The following is an 18,320-nucleotide window of genomic DNA, read 5'->3' on the forward strand; positions in this document are numbered from 1 at the left end:
TTGAAGCGGGTCACAGCGTCGAGCGCAGCGCGACGAGGGCGGCTCTCATCTCCGCAGCGGTCTGGAATCGGTTCTTGCGATCGCGCGCACAAGCTTTCTCCAAGAATTCTGCGAGGCCCGCAGCGAGGTCACCTCGGAACTGCCGCGGATCTCGTGGGTCCGCATCTAATGTTGGACGGGCATGCGGATAAGGGTGCTGGCCGTCGCACAGCAACTCGTAGAGTGTGACTCCCACGGCGAACAGGTCGGTAGAGACGTCCCACCGGGTTAGGTCGGCATCTGGAGGTTGATAGGGCGGCGTGCCCGACACCGTCTTCACCGGGTCACCAACACGCGACGCGATGTTGAAGTCGAGGAGTTTGGCGCCGGCTCGTGTGAGCATGATGTTCTGCGGCTTGATGTCCCGATGGACAAGGGCCTTCTCGTGGAGCGACATCAGTTCGTCGTACTCCTCGGCGCTGATCTCGCCTTCACTCTTCTTGTGGTTAAGCACTTCTATTCGTTCCGTGTCGGGATGAAATGCGGCCAGTGCGTCGAGCACGTCCAGCGCTACGTCTACCGCCTCGCGATCGCGGAGGTGCCTACTTCCGTCCACGTAGTCAGCTAGGGACTCGCCGTCGACGTATTCCATGATCAGGTACCACTCGCCGTGATCTGTGCGGTCGGCCCAGATTACCTTCACGACGTTCGGATGATCGACCTTGCGGAGTGCACCGACCTCGCGGCGTACAGCATCGTATCCGGCAGCGCTATCGAACAACTTGAGCGCTCGCTGCTCGCCCTCGACAACGTCGCGCACTCGGTAGACCTTCGAGAATCCTCCGCTACCGAGTAGCGCATCAACCTCGAATCGGCCGCCGATCGTGTCGCCTATGGCGTAGTCACGAGCCTGCACACTTGAGGTGACTTCGCCGGGTTCTGGAGCTGGGAGTAGCCCGCTGCTCGTTGCGCCGCCACCGGTCTGCCCGTCCCGGCTTTCGCGGTCGAGTTGGGCTCGATGCATAAGCGACTCATCGCAGTAGACAATGACCTCTGACCCGCCGCCAATGCTAAAAGATAGGTCCGTATGGCCGAATTCGTCTGCGCCGATGAAGGCCTGGGCTTCCTTGACACGCCGGCGTGACTCCAAGGCGAGGGTTGCCGCCCAGGCGAGAAACTCAGCGGGTACCTCCATCTCTGGATCGGGGTACAGGAGTCGAAGTAGCCCATCGACGGTGTGATTCGCCGCCTTCCGGTCGCGGCCGCTCAACTGATTGCCCCAGTCCAGTCGACCTTGGATGGCGTCAAGGCGGGGTGCCCTACGGAGCCGGCTCCAGACCTCAGCTAGAAAGTCGCTGACGAACCCGAAATGGTCGGTGAAGTAGCTCGGGTTGAGCTTCGGGACGTCCCAGCCCGGGATGTACGCGTGGATACGGTCCATGAAAGCGGTGTCGTCTCGCATCTCTTTGGGAAGTGGCCCCAGCAGGTGGCCCGTGCGGAGCTGGTGCGACACATCAACGTCAAAGTTTCCAACCATGACGATTCCGCCGTCGGCGCGGATCGATTCTTTGCCCCTGCTGAACTCGCCGGATTCCATGTATCCCTTCAAGATATTGACGCCCTCCTTCTGATCGAAGGAGACGCCCGACACCTCGTCAAAGCAAATGACGTCGTACTGGGCTACCAGCCCACGTCGCCCGGTGCTCATGTTCACAAACATGTTCGCGATCGTTGCTTTGCCACCCGAGACGAGGTGGGCGTATGGCGAGATCTGCTGGAACAAGTGCGATTTTCCAGTTCCACGCGGTCCCAGCTCGACTGCATTGTAATTGTTGACGACGAAGGGAACCATCCTGAGCAGTAGTATGTCCTGTTGCCGAACCGTAAATCGTTCTGGTGCGAAGCCGACGCTGCGGAGGAGCAGGCTCCTCCACTGGTCCAATGTGAAATGCTTTCGCCCCGAGACAAATTCGCCGAGTGCATCATGGGTCGACATCTGGATGGGGCGGATAGCCTCGACGCGGAACGGCTGTCCACCTTGTTGCTGGGCAAGCGCGGCGATGTACTCCAACGTGACCTCGGCGTAGAAACCGCCAGTCAGCATTCGTTGGTGCTCATTGACCAACTCGGCCGAGATGTGAATGTCGTTGAGCTGCAGGCTAGGTAACTCTGCCTTATAGGCGTCGCTTCGAGCGTCAAGACGTGCTCGCAGAAGATCGATGATCTTCACCCGCCCCTTGTCCCGCGCGCGGTGTTTGAACAGTTCTTCCTCGCCGGCACGGACAGTGCGTTCCCTCATCGAACGTTGCACCATCTCCAAGCCGGCAGCGATCTCGTCGGGGTCGGTCGTCGCGCAGTAGCGGCCGAGGAGAAACTCGCCGACGTACGTCGGGACGGGGTATTGACCGCGGAATTGTTGGGCCAAGTCCTTCTTGACGAGGTAGCCGTCGAACGCTTCTGCAGCAGCAGTGTCTAGATCGTCGAGTCCGATCATCGGTTCTGTCCCACAGTGGTTTCGCGTTGAAGGAGAATGGTGCCGTCAGCGTCAACGACTACGAGCTGGGCCGTAGCGCCCTCCAAATCCTCGTCGTCGACCAGGAGGATGATCTTTCCGGTACCGCTTGTGAATCGAGCAAGGTCGGCAATACTCGACGCCGCGTCGCCTGCCTGCCGGCGGAGGTCAACTTTGGCGCCTTCGGGCAGGTCGGTGAACTCGACGACAAGTGTGAGTCCGCGCCATTTGATCCTGGTGATTTCCGCGCTTGAGCTCGTCGCCGCTTCCGAGGCAGTGATGGTCAGCCGGGGGACGAAACACTCCTGTGGGCTTATGCCGCCGTGCTCGTACGTTTTGTTTGCCTCGAAGCATGAAACACCAGGCGCAATTGCGATCCGCACATTGTTGTCCCAATGCCACGGGACGGTCGAAACATCGGCCGACGCCCCATCCTTGAGCCGAGCGCATCGGCCCTTCTTCACAGCTGTCGCCGCCACTGGGAGGCTGTCGTTCTTGGGGAGGCCTGACGGCAAGAGAATCCACCCATGGTCGGTAACAATGCTGACGACGGACCACCCCGTGTCAAGCAGTTCGCGAGTCCGTCGCGCGATCCTCGTGACTTCACCCTCAATCTCATGGGCAAGCCGACTGCCCACGCTGTGGCCCTTTCGGTCGATGTCGCCGGCTTCGGTCCACGCTCGCCCGGCAGGATCGCCGAAATCACTTGAGGTGAGGACCTGCACGCTGGCTTCGGCCAGCAATGAACGCAAGGTCTGAACACCGGCCGTTGCCCCACTCGACACACGGCATGCGTCTAGGGCTGCGCCCGGGCCTAGGAGGGCTTGGTTGATTGGTACCAGTGCAGGCTTTGATGTATGGGTGACTGTTGGTAGCGCAGCCAGGCCAATATCAATCGCGACTTTCGCGCCCGCGCCTTCAAGTCGTTCGGCTAAAAGGTGAGCGACATCTAGTCGCAGACCGTCGACAAACATTACGACTTGGCTCGCCGAGAGATTCGGTGCATCGCTCGCTACATAGGTGCCGGAATTCGCTTCGGGGCCCACGGCATCCTGTAGCGCTCTCGCACCAGCCTCAACCCAGGGCCTGTACAACGCGTCCAAAGCTGCTGCGACGGCTTTCATGTCTCGGTCGTGATCGACCTCGCCGAGCGCCTGCAGCGCTTCAAGATCCACCGTCCACCCTCCGGTCGCGTAGCTTCCGCGAAGCTGCTCAACGTTGCCCGTCGGCGGTGCAGACGTGCATTTTGCAGCTAGGTTGGCTAGGTGCTCAACGGCGAAAGCAAGGGGCGATTTCCCTAGTTGCGCCCACACCGATCCACGCCGCTCACGGTGGCTGTCCTCCAGTTGTGCAATCTGAGACGCTGCGCCAGCTGCTGTCAGAGATGCCAGATCAAGTAGCCGATTTCGAAGTTGATCCTCGGCGGCCTCGTTGTCCTGAGGCCACGCCAAACCGGATGGGGTGAATAACTCCATCGGCCTTGCGTCCCGTAGTCGCTGGTGGATACCCGGGTAATCGCCCGGCGCTTCTCGGAAGCGCTGCCACACCTGCACCCAAGCGCCTTCCGCGGTGCCGAGCTTGCGGGCGGCTTCAACCACGCCGGCTGTTGCTGGATCGAAGTCAAAGTCGGACTCGCACTGTGCAACAAAAGCATTCCATGCAACGTCGCCTAGTTCTTGCCGCACGGCGACTGGATCATCGATCCACTGCAGCAGTCGCCGGATCGGATCAGGGTTCAGCAAGCCATTGAGAAATGGTGCATCGATATAGCGTTCCTTCAAGCGCGATAAAGGTAGTTGCACTAGGTCGCCTAGCCCAGCGATCAGAGCTTGTGATGTTGAGTCGTCACCAGCCACACTAAGACCGAGCCCGCGATCCTGATTAATAAGTAGCGCACGTACGGTCCAGTCTTTGCCGCTCGACTGTGTGAACCACTGGCTTCGGTGCTGCAACGGAGCCAGCGGGGCAAGGGCCTGATTACTCGTAGCCACGGACCGAAGGTCATCTCGGGAGACTCCCGGCAAGTAAATGACGGGAAGACCGCCCGGGCCGTGGATCTCAAGGGTGCCCGCTGCAACACATCGAAGCCAATACGCGGGGCCGGTACCCGAGGATGGATTGTGTGGACCCAGGGTCAACACCTGCCGTCGCTGGCGAAGCCGTGCAATCGAGCCCTCCCACTGTCTGCCCTTGTCCGGCCATAGGATCGCGACCGGTGGGTCGAAGACATTGCTGTCGCTGCGCGCAGCGTCATCAAGTGCAATACCGAGGCGGTCAAGGACGGTCTCTGTCATGCAGAACCACCTCGTGATGCCCGCTTCTCGGCGGTCGTGAGGTGGCAATTATTAAGTCGCTCTGATCCATCAGGGTTCTTGCCGCGGTCCTTCCGCCAATGGACGTTGAACTGCGAGCGCAGAATCCCCGCCTCGACGAACGGCCGCACATTCACACGCACGCCATCGTTCAGGTCCGGCTCCCATCCGATCGGCTGTTCTGCCAACGACTTCCAGCGCACATAGATGTCATACGGTGGCTCTCCGTCGAGGATCAGTTCGAGCGACTTTCGCAGCTTCGATGCAGCTGCCAGTCGAGCCTCCGCCCCAATCACTTCGTCGCGCACTTCCGCGCGCTGTCGTTCGATCCAGTCGCCAAGATAGGTGTAGGTGAGTTTCTCAAGCACCTTGCGATCGAGCCGGTGGTAATTCACCAGCGCCGCGAAGCCATCGCGCTGGCCATCCCAGATGTGCCACACGAATGGCCGATGACCGAATAGAGCACAGTGTTGTTTGAAGCACTCATCCCGCAGCCAGTCGTCAAGCTTGTCCTTCTTGCTTCCCGACAACTCCAAAAGGTCTTTCCGTTTGGCAGAGGACCAGGATTCGCCGAATGCCGTGGCAAGCAATTGCTGGAGCCGCTCGGCAGCTGGCGGCTCACCTGTGACCGAGGGAAGACAGACGATCCCGTCGGCATCGGTGAAGGTGTTGAGTTCGTCCGACTCGAACTGCTCGGGCCACCGATAGCCCAAGAGCCGCGCTATGGCCACATGAAGTGGAGCCGTCGATGCATCGGGTCGGCCCCTGAATAACCATTGAGTCGGATCTTGTGAATTTTCCTCCGGGAGTTGCCCATTTTCCGCGGCAACCTTGCGCCAGTGATCGACGTCGAATGGCACAAGTTCAAGTGCGCCATTGGTCACTTGAGTAGACGAAGCGACCGAACGAACCGTGGCGACAAACTGATTAGACGTGCAGAATGCCCACAACGCAGGGACCAACTCCGCGTCGTGCGGAACAACCGCTGCAGCGTTTGTGTCGAATCGATCACCCAGGTACAGCGTCCGACTGAGGTTGCCCATCTGCGTCACGGACACGCCGAGATGTCCCCACGCCTCATCTCCTCTGACCGCGGAGCCGGGTTCGTCGGCGACGCCGCCTGGCCCATCCCATCGCACCACTGACTCCCTACCAACGTATGGCGCGGTTATGGCAGTCGAGGACTGGAAACGATGCCATGGTGCCTCGACATGCGGCAGCTCCCAAAATTTCCGTACATACCGCGGCGTGTCACCTGTACTTGTTCCTTGAATGCACCGCGCGATAGAGCCCAGCAGCACCGACGACGGGGCGACCGGCACCGGGAGTATCCGACTCTCGGGATTGCTTTGTTGCGCGCTCTGAGCAAAGGCTGTGACGTCTGATTTGGCCAGGTCCCGAGCCTTCGTCGCTAGTGATCCGTTCCCAATATCGATGACCGATGTGGTTGCCCCGTCATGCGGTTCTTGACGCTCAATGACGGACAACACTGTCGGCATCTTGAAAGGTTGGCCGCTCGACTGCGTCTGCCAGACGTTATTGCCAATCCGCGCGAAAAGCTTGTAACTGCAACTGCGTAAGACCCATTGCCGCAGATCCTCATATGTAGACTTCTCCTGCCAATTCTGGGGCGTAACTAGCGCCACCGTCGCTACGCGGGCCCACCGCAGCAGCATCGCTGTCGCGAGGTCACCACGTCCTTCGGCAAGATGCGAGTCGCAGTACGTCCGTAGTACCTGTGATTGCTTTCCACGACTGAGGAACGGCACATTCGTCGCGACGAGCGTGAAGCTCCGAGTGAGTAATTCTGCTGAGCGCCAAAGGCCCGATACGTCTGCGGCGAGGACCGACGCCGCGGGATCCCGCCCCTCCATTGTTAAGGCATGCTGTGCTGAAGGCAGCAACTCATCCCAGTCGACGTCTTCAAGCGAAATTTGTGTTCCGGTCGGATCGCTGATCTCTGCGGAACGCCTCGGGTCGATCAGCGAGCCCAGCGTGTCGGCCTCTCGAAACAGGATGTGCAAGCGTGCAAGGGCGTCCTCCAGTCGTTGATCACCGTTTGCCAAGGCTCGCCATTCTTCGGCTGGTGCATTCACGGGGATACCGGAACATGCGACGTTAGGCACTGGGATCTCACGCCACTCGCCGCTCGACTTCCACGCGTGAAGCGCCAGCGCGAATATGGCAATTTGAACGCAGCGGGGGTCGAGCTCTAGGCCGAAGAGATTCTCGCGCAATACCGCGTCTTGCGCGTCGACCGGAGCGAGTCCGTCATCCTCCGCTCGCATCCGCCACAGGATCGCGAATGCCTCGACTAGGAAGTGGCCTGATCCGCAGCTGGGATCCATGACTGTGACGTCGCTAACGTTGTCAGGCCAGCTATCGAATGTGCCCGCCGCGGGCTTGCCGGCGTCATTGAATCGCAGGTACTCGAAATCCTTGAGCAGCGGGCTGTTTGGGTGTCGCGACGCCCACCAGGCTCCCAGCGAGTTCTCCAACAGGAAGCGGACCATATAGTTTTCTGTGAATAGCTGGGTGACCGGTCCGATGTCCGCCCCGCCAATTTTGCGCTCCGAGGCGTTGACCTCCTCCTTCTTGTCCTTTTGCCAGAACTGGTAGACCCACCCGAGCGCATCGTCGCCAGCGAAGACCTCTGCGGGTATGTCCGCGACGATGCTCTCCAATGCCAACCGACCTTCCGGCGCGAGACGTAACTGAACGCAAGGGTCCTCAAGGCGAAATATGCCGGGCACAATCTCAGCGGCGAAGAGGGCAGCGACGGACCAGCCGTCCGGTTCTCCGAGGGAAGCTGCGAGTTCGTCACAGTCTTCGAGGGTGACAGGTGCTTGGTACTCCGGGTGGATAAGTAGATTGTTCTCGGAGAGGAAGCGGGCAAACAGCAAGCGATGCCATTGCTCGTACGCGCATTCGGCGACAAGTAAGTCAAGTTTGTCGCCGACGTCGCCTAGTTGGCGGGCTTTAGCCCGTAACCCGCGGCGGAGTTCTCGATCGTTCTCGTTTAGGTGGGTCGGGGGACGCTCTGCGGTTACGGCAAGGGAGGTGAGTGAGGCGCGGACCGCTTGTTCAGATGCGCGGCGGCCTTTGGTGCAGGCGGCTTCGAGGAAGTTGCGCTGACGGGCAGTGAGTATCGGCACTTTCGAGTCCTCAGATGATGATTGTTTCGCCGTTTGCGATGTGACGGAGGAGTTGCTCTCGTAGCGCAGTCAGGTAGGTCTCGACGTCGGCCTGTGTCCGGAGAGTCGCCGCAGGTGTCGTGACAGTGACGGATTTGGGTTCGATCTTCTTGGCTGCGGCAGTACGCACCGCTGCGACCTTGGCGGGGATTGCTTGACGGCGCTCGGCCCACATGTTCAATGGGGTCGTATCCAGTGCTTTGAGCAGCTCATCGTCGGATCCGACCGCCGGAACGGCTATCGCGGCAAGCCCCGCACCTTCCAGGATGGGGGTGCGGTCGGCCGGATCGAGTTGTTGCCATTCGGGCGAGGCCTCGATCTCGGCTAAGGCTCTCGCGTGATCGTCTTTAACTGACTTCGCGGCGTCGAGCACCGCAGTGCGGAGGCCGTCGGATAGTTCCTTGATCAGTGGTGCCACCGGGTCCGGGTCCTGCATAAGTAGGCGACCGGTCTCGATCGCGTCACGCTGCGTCTTGATCGATGGTGCGATTTCGAGCAAGGACGCATGTACTAGTAGGCGGTCGAGTACATGCCACGATGCTTCCCGGTCGCCCCGTTTGGCGCCGATAGCTGTCCAGGTCTTGAGGCTTTGGCGTAGCTGTTCAGCGTGCTGGGCGACTGCACGTAGCTGTTGGTTTCCACCGAGCGCGGCGAGGCCATCCAGGTGCGACGTGTCGGGTGGTGCAGGTAGCGGTGGAAGACCGCCTGCTCTCGCCGCAAGGTCGAGGAGGTGCTGCAGGAGCCCACTAATGGCAGCGCCCTCCTTCCCGGAGGTGTAGGCGACATTGGCGGCAGTGAGCAGTCCCCGCACAGCTAGCTGCTCGTGTTTGGTTGGTGGTTCGTCTTCTTTGAAGAACGTTGCTTTGCCGACCTGGGTGGCTGGAAGCTCCTTGGCGCCGTCGATGCGGTGGCCGTCTCTTTCGGCGCGAACATTGCCGCTGGCCAACAAAGCGAGCAGTGCACCATCGACCGCGTCCTTGGGCCAGCCGAATGGCGCGTCGCCAAGATCGCGCTGGAGGTCGCTGCCCTTGGTGCCGGAACCAGACGTACGCGCAAGGACTTCCTTGCAAACCGGGTTGGCGGGTACCTCGCCCTGCCAGCCGACTACTCCGAGCGCGTCAGGCGCGCCATCGCGCGCCTTGGCGATGACCTTGCTCCATCCGGGGTCATCAGCGGCGGAGAATTTCTGGAACAGGCGGGACAGGGCATGGTTGCCCGCGGCTTCGACGCCGGCTCGTAGTGAACCAGTGGTCAGCTCGTTGCCACCGCCCTGGAATACCCGCGCCTTGGCGATCACGGTAGCGAACAGATTGTCAAGCCGCTGCTGGCCTTCGATCACCCTTGATTGCATGCCCTGCTTGGCCTGCCGCCCCTCGTCGGTCTGCGGTTCGGGACGTTGGCTCACCGCGTCGGTCGCAGCCGCGTAGCTGGCAAGCGTCTCCGCGATGGACTCGGCGTCGATTTTCGGCAAGAGCACAAACACGATCGGGCTGTCGTTGCCAGCAGCGGCTGCCGCCTCGCGGACCTTGGCCTCGGTCATGCCCCACTCATCGCGGATCCATACCGGAACCGTAGTGCCATCGGTCGGCGGAAGGTCGTCGCCCCAGTGCCGGGTCAGCTTCCTGGGGGTTTTGCTCTTGCCGTGGACCAACTTCAGCCCGGCCAACTCCGTATCAACCGCGCGCTGAAGCCAATCGTTGCGGAGGGAGGACATGCGCGCAGCGTCGGCGCGGATTGAGGTGCGGCGCTGATTGAACTCCTGAGTCCACTCGGCGCCCTCGGCAGTTTGCAGCCGGAACTCGTCGCCGAGTTTCATTACTCGACCCTGCTCGACCAATTCCTCCATGATTCGGGGGACGTCCTTACGCAGCTTGGCGCCGTCGCTTGCGAGGTCTTCGATCAGGAGGTCGGCAAGTATCGGCGCAGTAGAGCGAAGACCAGTGTCGCCAACCCCCTCGTGAGGGAGCTGGGAAATGAGGAACGTCAGCGCAGCGGCCCGCGACTTCAATACACCTTCCACGGAACCGTCATCGAGGCCGCGGATCAGCTCGTCGATCTCCTTCAATAGCACGCCACTCTGTAGCATGCTGGCGGACTCGGAGCGGAACACGAAGTCGCCGCCGATGACCGTGCCGAGCGGTTGGTCGGCGACGTTGCGAGCGGCCTCGTGAACGATCTTTAGTTGCGTACGCAGGACCCCGGCCTTGCCGGCCTTATCGATGGCCCGCAGCGCCCTCTCCCAGAACCGGCGGCGGGTCGGCAGAAGTGGGTAGTCGGCAACGATCGTCGCCTTGTCGGCGCCCTTGGCTTCGATGCGTGTGCCGCCGAGTTGTCGGTCGATTTCGCCCGTGACCTGCTCGAGTACCGCTTCGATATCAGCCACCTTGTCGGGTTTCTTTCGGAGAACGACCTCGCGGACGACTGTCTCGACATCGGTGTCCGACAGGGCAACCGGAACGGGAAAACGGTCGATGAGCTTTTGGAGAGTGGGATTAGCCGTGAGTGCGGCTTGACCGGTACTGACGATGAGCACCTGGCTGTTGAAACGTGATGAGCATCCTTCGACGAGGTCCTGGACCTGCAATGCCTTTACGTTGTCATCCTCGATGTACTGCTGCATCTCATCCAAAATGACGAGTGTGAGCGGCAGCTTGCCGGCGTCATCGCTCTGCAGTCGCAGGACTTCCTCGAAGGTGTCGAGAGTTTCGTCGTTGGTGACGTCGTCGACTAAGGGGAACTGACTCTGCAAAGCAGCGCTAACTGCTGCGGGGTTCTCACCGAAGCTGGCGCCGGCCTCAATCAAGGCCTGGGCAAGCACAGGCGATACGTACAAATTGCGAAGTTCGTGCTCGAATTCCTTGCCGTTGGCCTCGATTGTTGCTCGGACGTCGTTGTATAGGCCCTCTTGGTGCATCCAAAGTGCTAGGCGGGCCGGCGAATACTGTTGCGGAAGTCCAGCGGCGCCAAAGACAACCCCTAAGAATGCGAGCCGTACCGATCCAGCAGCTCCCGAGCCGAGGGTTCCCGCAGCAGACCACAGGCCTCCCGCACGTTTGGCAGCTACGGATAGTTCCTTCAAATGTGCCTGGATTTCCGATGAGAGCGTGGTTAGCGAACGCGCCGATGTGCCTGATGGGAGTTCATAGTCGCGCCAAAGGTATTCAAGGACGCGCATGAGGTGGGACTTGCCGCTGCCGTAGAACCCGCTGACCCATACTGCTGGCTGCTCTGCCTGGCTGAGATGGCTGAGAAACTGATCGAGAATTCGTTCCAGCCCGCGTTCGTACTCGCCGTCGCAGACGAAGCTACGTAGCTCCCACTCCAGGGTCGCCCAATCGCGATCGTCCTCGGGCTTCTTGACCTTCGCTACGCCGAGGTTGGGAATGTCGCGCTCGGTCGGGTCGATCGCGAAAACGTCGCGGTTAGTCAAAGTCACAGGAGTGTCCCCTTGTCGGCAGTGATGGGGACGGCATGGTAATTCCATCCGTCACGTCCGTTCAGCAGTCTGTAGTTGTTGTGATCCACTTCGCCTGGGAAGAAGACCAGCAAGCGACCCGCGATAAGGTCTTCAATCCCGCCGATCAACGCGGACACCTTCACTTGATCACCAAGACCGAAGAGACTTCCTGCCCCCACCAGCCCGACAACGGTATTCGGTGTGCTCATCTCTGCCAGCTGCGCGCGCACATCCCTGACAAGAGCATTGATGAAGCCGGCTAATTCGGGCTGGATCAGCTTCGGATTGGCAAAGTACGCATCGCGGTATTCGTGCGCTGCCATCCAAACCTCAAAGGCGTTCGTGATGTCGATTTGCGCCCACTCGCGACCGGCGGCACTCGATGCAGTCTCAAACTCCGGCAAGTGCAGTCGCAGTCGGCGCTCATCGTCCGGCCCATAGACGGCCATCCACACCCGCTGGGCGGGGGCAAGGCCAGACGGCCATGGAAGGCACACGAACCGCTCATAGTTGGAGATGAGGTCATCGATGCGGCTCACAGTGGTCGGCCCTCCGACGGACGAAGTAGTTCGGTGAAGCCCACCTCGGTGATGCCGCCGCTATGGCGGAAATCGACGAGCGACCGCTGCGATGCAGAGGCAGCCATGTCGATGAGGTGAACCTTGGGGCGGTCCAGCGCGCGCGCCCACAAGGTGTCGAACAACGCAGCCCCTGACAGGCCTTCAAGATGTCCCAGTAACAGGGCAAATGCCGTGGTCGCAGGAGTGCATGTCGCACGCTGGCGAACCTTGGCGGTCCTCGCGATTGCCCGGAGATGACCTGTCTGCTCCCAAGACGAGAAGGTATTGCGACCGGCTTTCGCGAGGGTCGAGTCACTGTAGGCGTCCGGGAACGTCTTCCCGACGGTCTCGGCCAGATCGGCACTAGTGACCGGATCGCCGGGCTCGCTGTCAAAGACCGCTTGAGCACTTGCCCGGAACACGGGATCACGCGCGAGCGCACACAGCCCGGCTAGCAGAGGCTGACCGGCAGGGTCGTCGGTCCAGAGATCACTCAGTGCCCGAAATAGCAAGGAATCGTTTCGGAGGATGTAGAGCTCGCGAAGATATCGAAGAGTCCGTCGACGCGACTCGATGGTGCCCTTCCCCAGGACGTTGTCTTCGAGCACAGCCTGCTCATAGTCGGTAGCGGCCGCGTGCGTACCAACCTCTTGAAGGAGAAGCTTGAGGGCGGGCACGACGATGGTGTGGCTCGTCGTGGCGCCGCCGCTTCGGTCACCTCGGACTATCTCTGTTGTGGTCATGGCTGTGTCCTCCGCTGATGCCAGCCCTCAATGTCCTGCCGTCGCCAGAGGCGAACACGGCTCGCCGCGAGGTCGACGACGGGTTTCGGGAAGTCGGGGTATCGATGGAGGTACGTTGTAACGCTGTTCGGGTGCGAGAGACGGAGTATGGCCGCGACTTCAGCTGCGCCAACCAAGTCGTCGGTGTCGACCTCGTCTCCCATAAGGGCTTGAGTCTAGATGTCTAGACAGACATCGGCCAAGGTTTGGCCGATCCCGCGGGCGGATAGGAGTCAAGGTGCTCGTCAGCCTGCGGGCGGCGCGGCCAATCAGATGACCAGGGCGATGAAGCCTCGCGGTCCTCGCGTAGTTGCTCGTTGTAGTTGACGCTCTTTTTGCCGCTGCTGAGTGTTGCGAACACCGCGACAATGCCCTCGGTGCGGTGTTCCTCGTTGAATGGGCTCGGCGATTTCTGGCGCCGGCGGACGGGCATACTCGATTTTCGTCCGGCGATTAGCGGCCGATACCGGCCCAGAGTGCAAGAGGTGTGTGGATTTGGGCATTGAGCAGGGACTTGATGTTGATGCGACAACGTCGGAGGTCATTCCCGTATGGCAGCGTGGCGGACGAGGAGGCAATGAGTGCCCACGAGTTCCGCGACGACGACGCCGATCCATGAGGTGCTCAGCGCGCACCCCGCTGGGGGCGCCATCAATATCAGGCGTAACCGTCCGACCGACGAACGTGTCCGCGGTGCTTGGCTACATAGCCGATCAACGGGTATCCGGAGGAGGTGGCGGCCGGTGCACAATCGGTTTTACGACGCGGTGGTCGAGGCCCACGACCGGCGCTCGGCCGACGAGCTAGATACAAACCGTTGGATCGCGCTGTTCTGTCAACGGTCGCTGACCATGTCCGAGACCATTGCGTTCAGTAGCGGAAGGGGCCGGTCATGCAGGTGGAGTACGACAGCTGAATGCGCTGCTTCCGAATCCAGGAGCATCCTTAAGGCCCAGTTACGCTCGTCAACTACTCGACTCCCTTCGACTCGTTCGAAGTCGTCGATGACAATCAGCTCGTTGTATACGCGTACGGAGGAGTTGCTGCTCGGTACAACTCCGAAGGACGCCTCCTCATGTGAAATCGACGCACCGGAGTCACTATTTGAGGGGAGGTGCAATGACGATCGGCCAGGTCCCCGATCTGTTTGACGGCCAGGCAGCGCCGTCGCGAGACGACTACGTTCTTGCCCAAGGATTTCTGCGTAACCCGGAGTACTGCCGGGGAGTGCTACCCGATGAACGGATGTGGCCGCCGGAACTCGATCGTCTACCGGCAAATGACGACGGTCGGATTCGCATCGACCGCGCCGTCGTATTCGCGATTGCGCGGCGCGCGATAACCGAACTCGACGATCCGTGGTCGGCCACGCAGTTGCACGCAGCGATCACATTCTGGGGTGCGCCACCAGGGCAGTCGACGACACGTGCGGCGAAGCCGTTCGCGGATGCCAATGTTGCGGGGCGCCTGACCCAGGCAATCGAAATTACACGCGGTGAGGGGCCGATCAGTGCGTACAAAGCGTTGAGTAGACACCAGCGACTGTGGGTCAGAGGGCTCGGCCCGTCGTACTTCACCAAGTTGATGTATTTCGCTGGATACGACGCGAAACCTTATCTCTCGCAGCCTCTGATCATGGACGACAACGTCATTGCCGGACTGATCAAGGTCACCGGCCACCCGTGGGAAGCCTCAGGTGATCACTACACTCGCTACTTGGACCTGGCCAAGGACTGGGCCTACGAATTCGCCACAGAACCCGACGTGATCGAACGGCGCCTCTTCGCCCTCGGATCGTGATCTGACTACGTGAAGTACTGCCCTTCCTCAATGAGTAGTGCTAATTCCATGGACTTCACCTGAGATCAAGATTCACGACCGAAGTATCGCAACGCGAATGTGGCTGTGGTGGTGGACTTGTCCGGCTACCGGTTCGTAGGTTGCAGACATGGGCGCGAATGAGAAGCTTCTTGCGCGGCGCCGGGCATGGGAAGCGCAGCTGAAGAAGAAGGAGGAGAGGGCTCGCCGTGATCGTGCCAACGCGGCGGGCGCCGAGGAGATCCGGGCGATTCTCCATAGAGTTAACGTCGTTGATATTTGGGAACGCAGACGCTTAGACCAGGCCACCGAGAACATCCGCGCTGATGCGGTGAAGAGGCGGTCAGGTCACTTCCGTGGAATGCAGACCGTCATCGAGCAGATGCGGGCTCGCGGCCAAACCTATGCGCAGATCGCCGAACTCGTCGGCGTGGATGTCCGCGAAATTCAGACTGTCCTGCGCCGGGCGCGCACCGGAGATCAGGGTGGACGGGGTTCAACAGCTTGCGCGGCGGCGAGTTCGGGACCTGTTGATGCGGTGGATCCGAATACCGACTCAGTCAGCGTCGATCCACAGCCAGAGGATGTACCACGGGGTTCGTCCGGTGAAGGTGTTGGCGGTGGCTACGATCCGACTCGCTGTGTCCGCTGCGATGCGGTGATGCTTGATGAGAAGGTCGCTCCTCGGCGTGGCCGTCGCCGACTGTATTGCTCGGACACGTGTCGTCGAGACGCGTCGGCGGCGCGCACAGCCGCGCAACGCTACGGCGCACCGATACGTGTCGTCGAAGTGCCGAAAGGCATTGCGTCACAGGAGCAATCTGAGCCGACAGGCCGACGGAACGAGCCTGTAGTGCAGGTGGATGCCGTAGGAATTGCGCTGGGTGACGCCGGGGTGCTGTGTGAGGTGCTCACACGTGTGGCAGAGCAGGCTCGGCTCAAGAAGCTCGATCGGGCGACTCTGACGGCCGCGCGGGATCTGTCCAATGCCGTTCATCCGCACCGTAGCTGGTGAGAAGCTCAGGCGAATCAGCGGCTCGTATGTCTCGACCTCCGCCGGGAACGTCGTCCGGCGGGACTGCACCCGGTCATACTCGCGGCGGTCCGACCTGCGGTGTGGATTGCCCTCTGCGCGAGGTCATCTGACAGATACTCGATACTAGCTTCCAACTCGTAGACGGCATCCTTTCGCGCTTCAGCGATCATCGCTGAAGCGTCCTCGGAATGGGGTAAGTAGCCGTTCTGCCAGCCGAAACCGTCGATCACGACGTCGATCAGGTCGTCGAACCGGCTAACCAATTGTTGCGCGTCCATTTCGGCGTGCTCCTCGATGAACTCGTCACGCTCGTCGGGAGTCCAGGATGGCGGGAACGGCAGATGTGTTCGGTAGAGGTCGCGAATCGCGGCGTCGAGACGCCCCGATAATGCGATCTCCGGCCAATTAGTTGCCGCGGCGGTGGCCAACCGCTTCAGATCGTTATCGAGATTCATGTCAACTGGCCTTCCCGTGTACGTCCTGATAATGCCCTCCGGACCCGACAGAACAACTCGCAATTCCGCAGAACGACGCAGGCACTGCTACGCGGGTAGGTCTTCGCGGCTCTCATCGGTGACCGGTGCAACCGCGATCTCAGGATTACGCAGCGTGGTGGTGCTCGACGGTAGCGGCGAGGGACGCGAGGATTGCGAGGCTAGTTGAGCCACCACATCTTTGTATGGCGGATAGATGGTCCATAGCAACACGTTCCGATGGTTACGCGCGCCGTCGTCATCTATGACCCATCCGAGGCTCCGCAGCGCCGGTGCGTGCCGCCTCAGACTTGCTGTGACATCTCTGCCGTTCTTCGGCCATTCCTTGGGGCGTCGCCAGTGGTCGCTGACCGGGGTGACCATCGTCAGCAGGTCGCCGCCAGATTTCCCGACGAGTGGTTCACGGGCGTGCCGCCGCAGTTGTTCAATAAATGGGTCGGCGGACAGGCTGTCCTCGGAGAGCTGATCGGCGCGCGACAAGTAGCGACGCAAGCCATGGGTCGACAACGCCTCGTCGACGGCCGCCAGGGTGCGGCCAAAGTCCGCCATTCGTGGCGCGTCGTCGACCACTATGGTCGCCAGGCGCTGATGCACGGTGCAGGCTAGGTCGAGGAGCCCGCCTAAAATACCTGGTAGAGACTCCAGCCACCTCTGTCGCATCGTGGCCTCCGGTTGTCGCATGTGACGATCGATGCGTCGCAGGTCGACCGTCGCAAGTCGCTCGGCGAGGTCGGGGCGTACCGCGCCGACGTCGATGCCGTTGATGATGACGCAGCGGCGGAACTTCACAACCGCCAGATCGGCGTCGGTGTAAAGCGCGCGTTTGACGTTGCCGTCGCCGGTGGCGGCGCGGCACAGCGAGTCCGACAACCACGGCGGGATGGCGGACAGGTTGTCCAGGGCGACCACCCATGAGCCGGAGGCGGCGGTCACCCAGGAGTCGGCGTCGCGCGGCGCTTGCCGCAGCGGGACTGGGGACGGGTCGATGAGGTCGACCAGCATGCGTGTCGTCGTGCTCTTGGCGCTGCCTTGCTCCGCGAAGAGTGCCAAGACAGGATGCGGCACGTCGCAATGGATCAGTGCAGCGACGAGTACTGCGAGCAACGCGGGCTGATCTTCGACAGCGACATTGACGAAATCCCAAAGCCGTTCCAGATCACCGTTGGCCGGAGGTAGGGGCATGGCAGCGGTCAGCCGCGTTCGAGAAAACCGCACCGGAGCGGAGTCGAGGATCGTCCAACGGCCTGAGCCGATGCGAATGACCTTGCCATCGGGACGTCCGGTATCGATGTAGCTCGCCCCGTGGTGCTCGGCAACGCGCAGGTGCAGCTTCTCCGGGGGCTGGGCAGCTGCCAGGCCTTCAAGGATCAACGTGGCGTCGGTGAGTGCTTGGCCGCCGGCGACTGCGCCGGTCTCGGCGAAGTGTCGGGCGGCAAGGTCGGCACGCAGCCCCGTTCGGCCGCCGCGAAGGAGCATCGCTATATGCGGACGCGTACGTTCGGCGCCAAATGCTTCGCCGTCTTCGGACACCCCGAGAAGGTAGCGTTCCTGCGCCATGCCGACCAGACGGGCGGCAACTGACCGCTTGTCAGCTTCTTCCTTGGCGCTCATAGGCTTTCCTGCCCGTGGTGCTTCTGCGGGCAGACATGACGAGCTATTCTCATGAGGAACTTCCGTGTTCGAGGATCGGGTGGTTCGAACGAAAAGCCTCGGCTAGTCCCCGGGGCTTTTCGCTTGGATGGTTGTCATGCCGCGTCGCCGCCTCCTCGACGGGTTGCATTCTCCCGCTGCGAGATCCACCGCAGTACCTCGTCGCGCCGATAGACGACTCGGCGGCCGAGCGTGAAGCTCGCCGGGCCGATATCCGAATGGCGCCAGTACCGCAGCGTCCCGACTGGAACGCCGATCATCTCCGATACCTGTTTAGCTCCAAGCAGTTCCATCTGATTCCTCCTAAATCAAACTTCTTCGGTGTGGATCCCACCCTGCTGGTGGTGTTACCAATCTGTCCACCAGTAGCCTGCAATTCACGATGAAACTGGTGGCGGTCGGTTCTTCTCACCGACTGTCGGTGGTCGGTGCCAAACTGGCGTTGGCAGAGGAGCAGCTATGCAAAGACGTAACCGCCGCGGAGGCGTGGAGGACCGCTGGCGGCGTGCAGACGGTGGCCGTTCTG

General features: G+C 61.2%; 11 protein-coding genes. 2 read left to right on the top strand and 9 right to left on the bottom strand.

The genetic code is table 11. The features are described 5' to 3' along the window. Positions 1 to 10: 10 nt before the first annotated feature. Genes brxL through A5707_RS15605 form a run of 6 tightly spaced genes read right to left on the bottom strand, consistent with a single transcriptional unit; the run spans position 11 to position 12,757 of the window. Complete coding sequence (brxL, locus tag A5707_RS15580) at positions 11 to 2,473, bottom strand: BREX system Lon protease-like protein BrxL (RefSeq protein ID WP_065015360.1); 2,463 nt, start codon at positions 2,471 to 2,473, stop codon at positions 11 to 13. Continuing rightward, positions 2,470 to 4,785, bottom strand: coding sequence for a BREX-1 system phosphatase PglZ type B (gene pglZ / locus A5707_RS23910; protein WP_065015361.1), 2,316 nt, complete (start codon positions 4,783 to 4,785; stop codon positions 2,470 to 2,472). Before pglZ ends, brxL begins: the two co-directional genes overlap by 4 nt. Then, a complete protein-coding gene (locus tag A5707_RS15590) occupies positions 4,782 to 7,958 on the bottom strand; it encodes a DNA methyltransferase (RefSeq protein ID WP_065015362.1) in 3,177 nt (1,058 codons plus the stop codon). Before A5707_RS15590 ends, pglZ begins: the two co-directional genes overlap by 4 nt. Before the next feature lie 10 nt (positions 7,959 to 7,968). Further along, complete coding sequence (gene brxC / locus A5707_RS15595) at positions 7,969 to 11,433, bottom strand: BREX system P-loop protein BrxC (protein WP_082969488.1); 3,465 nt, start codon at positions 11,431 to 11,433, stop codon at positions 7,969 to 7,971. Further along, complete coding sequence (locus A5707_RS15600) at positions 11,430 to 11,993, bottom strand: hypothetical protein (RefSeq protein ID WP_065015363.1); 564 nt, start codon at positions 11,991 to 11,993, stop codon at positions 11,430 to 11,432. The genes brxC and A5707_RS15600 overlap by 4 nt, the downstream gene beginning before the upstream one ends. Then, a complete protein-coding gene (locus A5707_RS15605) occupies positions 11,990 to 12,757 on the bottom strand; it encodes a hypothetical protein (protein WP_065015364.1) in 768 nt (255 codons plus the stop codon). Before A5707_RS15605 ends, A5707_RS15600 begins: the two co-directional genes overlap by 4 nt. Positions 12,758 to 13,915: 1,158 nt before the next feature. Between A5707_RS15605 and A5707_RS24555 the strand changes: the two genes are divergently transcribed. Further along, the gene (locus A5707_RS24555) at positions 13,916 to 14,596 is read left to right on the top strand and encodes a hypothetical protein (RefSeq protein WP_065015366.1); all 681 of its coding nucleotides are present in this window, start codon (positions 13,916 to 13,918) and stop codon (positions 14,594 to 14,596) included. Positions 14,597 to 14,744: 148 nt separating this feature from the next. After that, a complete protein-coding gene (locus tag A5707_RS23410) occupies positions 14,745 to 15,629 on the top strand; it encodes a hypothetical protein (protein WP_082969490.1) in 885 nt (294 codons plus the stop codon). 14 nt (positions 15,630 to 15,643) lie between these two features. Here A5707_RS23410 and A5707_RS15630 read toward each other — a convergent pair whose 3' ends face one another. From A5707_RS15630 to A5707_RS15640, 3 genes are all read right to left on the bottom strand, one after another. Then, on the bottom strand, positions 15,644 to 16,105 hold the full coding sequence (locus tag A5707_RS15630) for a transposase (protein WP_065015369.1): 462 nt from the start codon (positions 16,103 to 16,105) through the stop codon (positions 15,644 to 15,646). Between the two features lie 87 nt (positions 16,106 to 16,192). Continuing rightward, the gene (locus tag A5707_RS15635; RefSeq protein ID WP_065015370.1) at positions 16,193 to 17,755 is read right to left on the bottom strand and encodes an ATP-binding protein; all 1,563 of its coding nucleotides are present in this window, start codon (positions 17,753 to 17,755) and stop codon (positions 16,193 to 16,195) included. Between the two features lie 134 nt (positions 17,756 to 17,889). Further along, positions 17,890 to 18,087 (bottom strand): helix-turn-helix transcriptional regulator, encoded by a 198-nt coding sequence (locus A5707_RS15640; RefSeq protein WP_065015371.1) that lies wholly within the window; start codon positions 18,085 to 18,087, stop codon positions 17,890 to 17,892. Positions 18,088 to 18,320: the final 233 nt, after the last annotated feature.

The sequence above is a fragment of the Mycobacterium kyorinense genome (assembly GCF_001672775.1).
Taxonomy (GTDB): domain Bacteria; phylum Actinomycetota; class Actinomycetes; order Mycobacteriales; family Mycobacteriaceae; genus Mycobacterium; species Mycobacterium kyorinense_A.

Coding starts and splice junctions, on each gene's coding strand:
- A5707_RS15640 (WP_065015371.1), bottom strand. CDS start 18,087: ATGGAACTGCTTGGAGCTAAACAGGTATCGGAGATGATCGGCGTTCCA.
- pglZ (WP_065015361.1), bottom strand. CDS start 4,785: ATGACAGAGACCGTCCTTGACCGCCTCGGTATTGCACTTGATGACGCT.
- A5707_RS24555 (WP_065015366.1), top strand. CDS start 13,916: ATGACGATCGGCCAGGTCCCCGATCTGTTTGACGGCCAGGCAGCGCCG.
- A5707_RS15605 (WP_065015364.1), bottom strand. CDS start 12,757: ATGACCACAACAGAGATAGTCCGAGGTGACCGAAGCGGCGGCGCCACG.
- A5707_RS15635 (WP_065015370.1), bottom strand. CDS start 17,755: ATGAGCGCCAAGGAAGAAGCTGACAAGCGGTCAGTTGCCGCCCGTCTG.
- A5707_RS15630 (WP_065015369.1), bottom strand. CDS start 16,105: ATGAATCTCGATAACGATCTGAAGCGGTTGGCCACCGCCGCGGCAACT.
- brxL (WP_065015360.1), bottom strand. CDS start 2,473: ATGATCGGACTCGACGATCTAGACACTGCTGCTGCAGAAGCGTTCGAC.
- A5707_RS23410 (WP_082969490.1), top strand. CDS start 14,745: ATGGGCGCGAATGAGAAGCTTCTTGCGCGGCGCCGGGCATGGGAAGCG.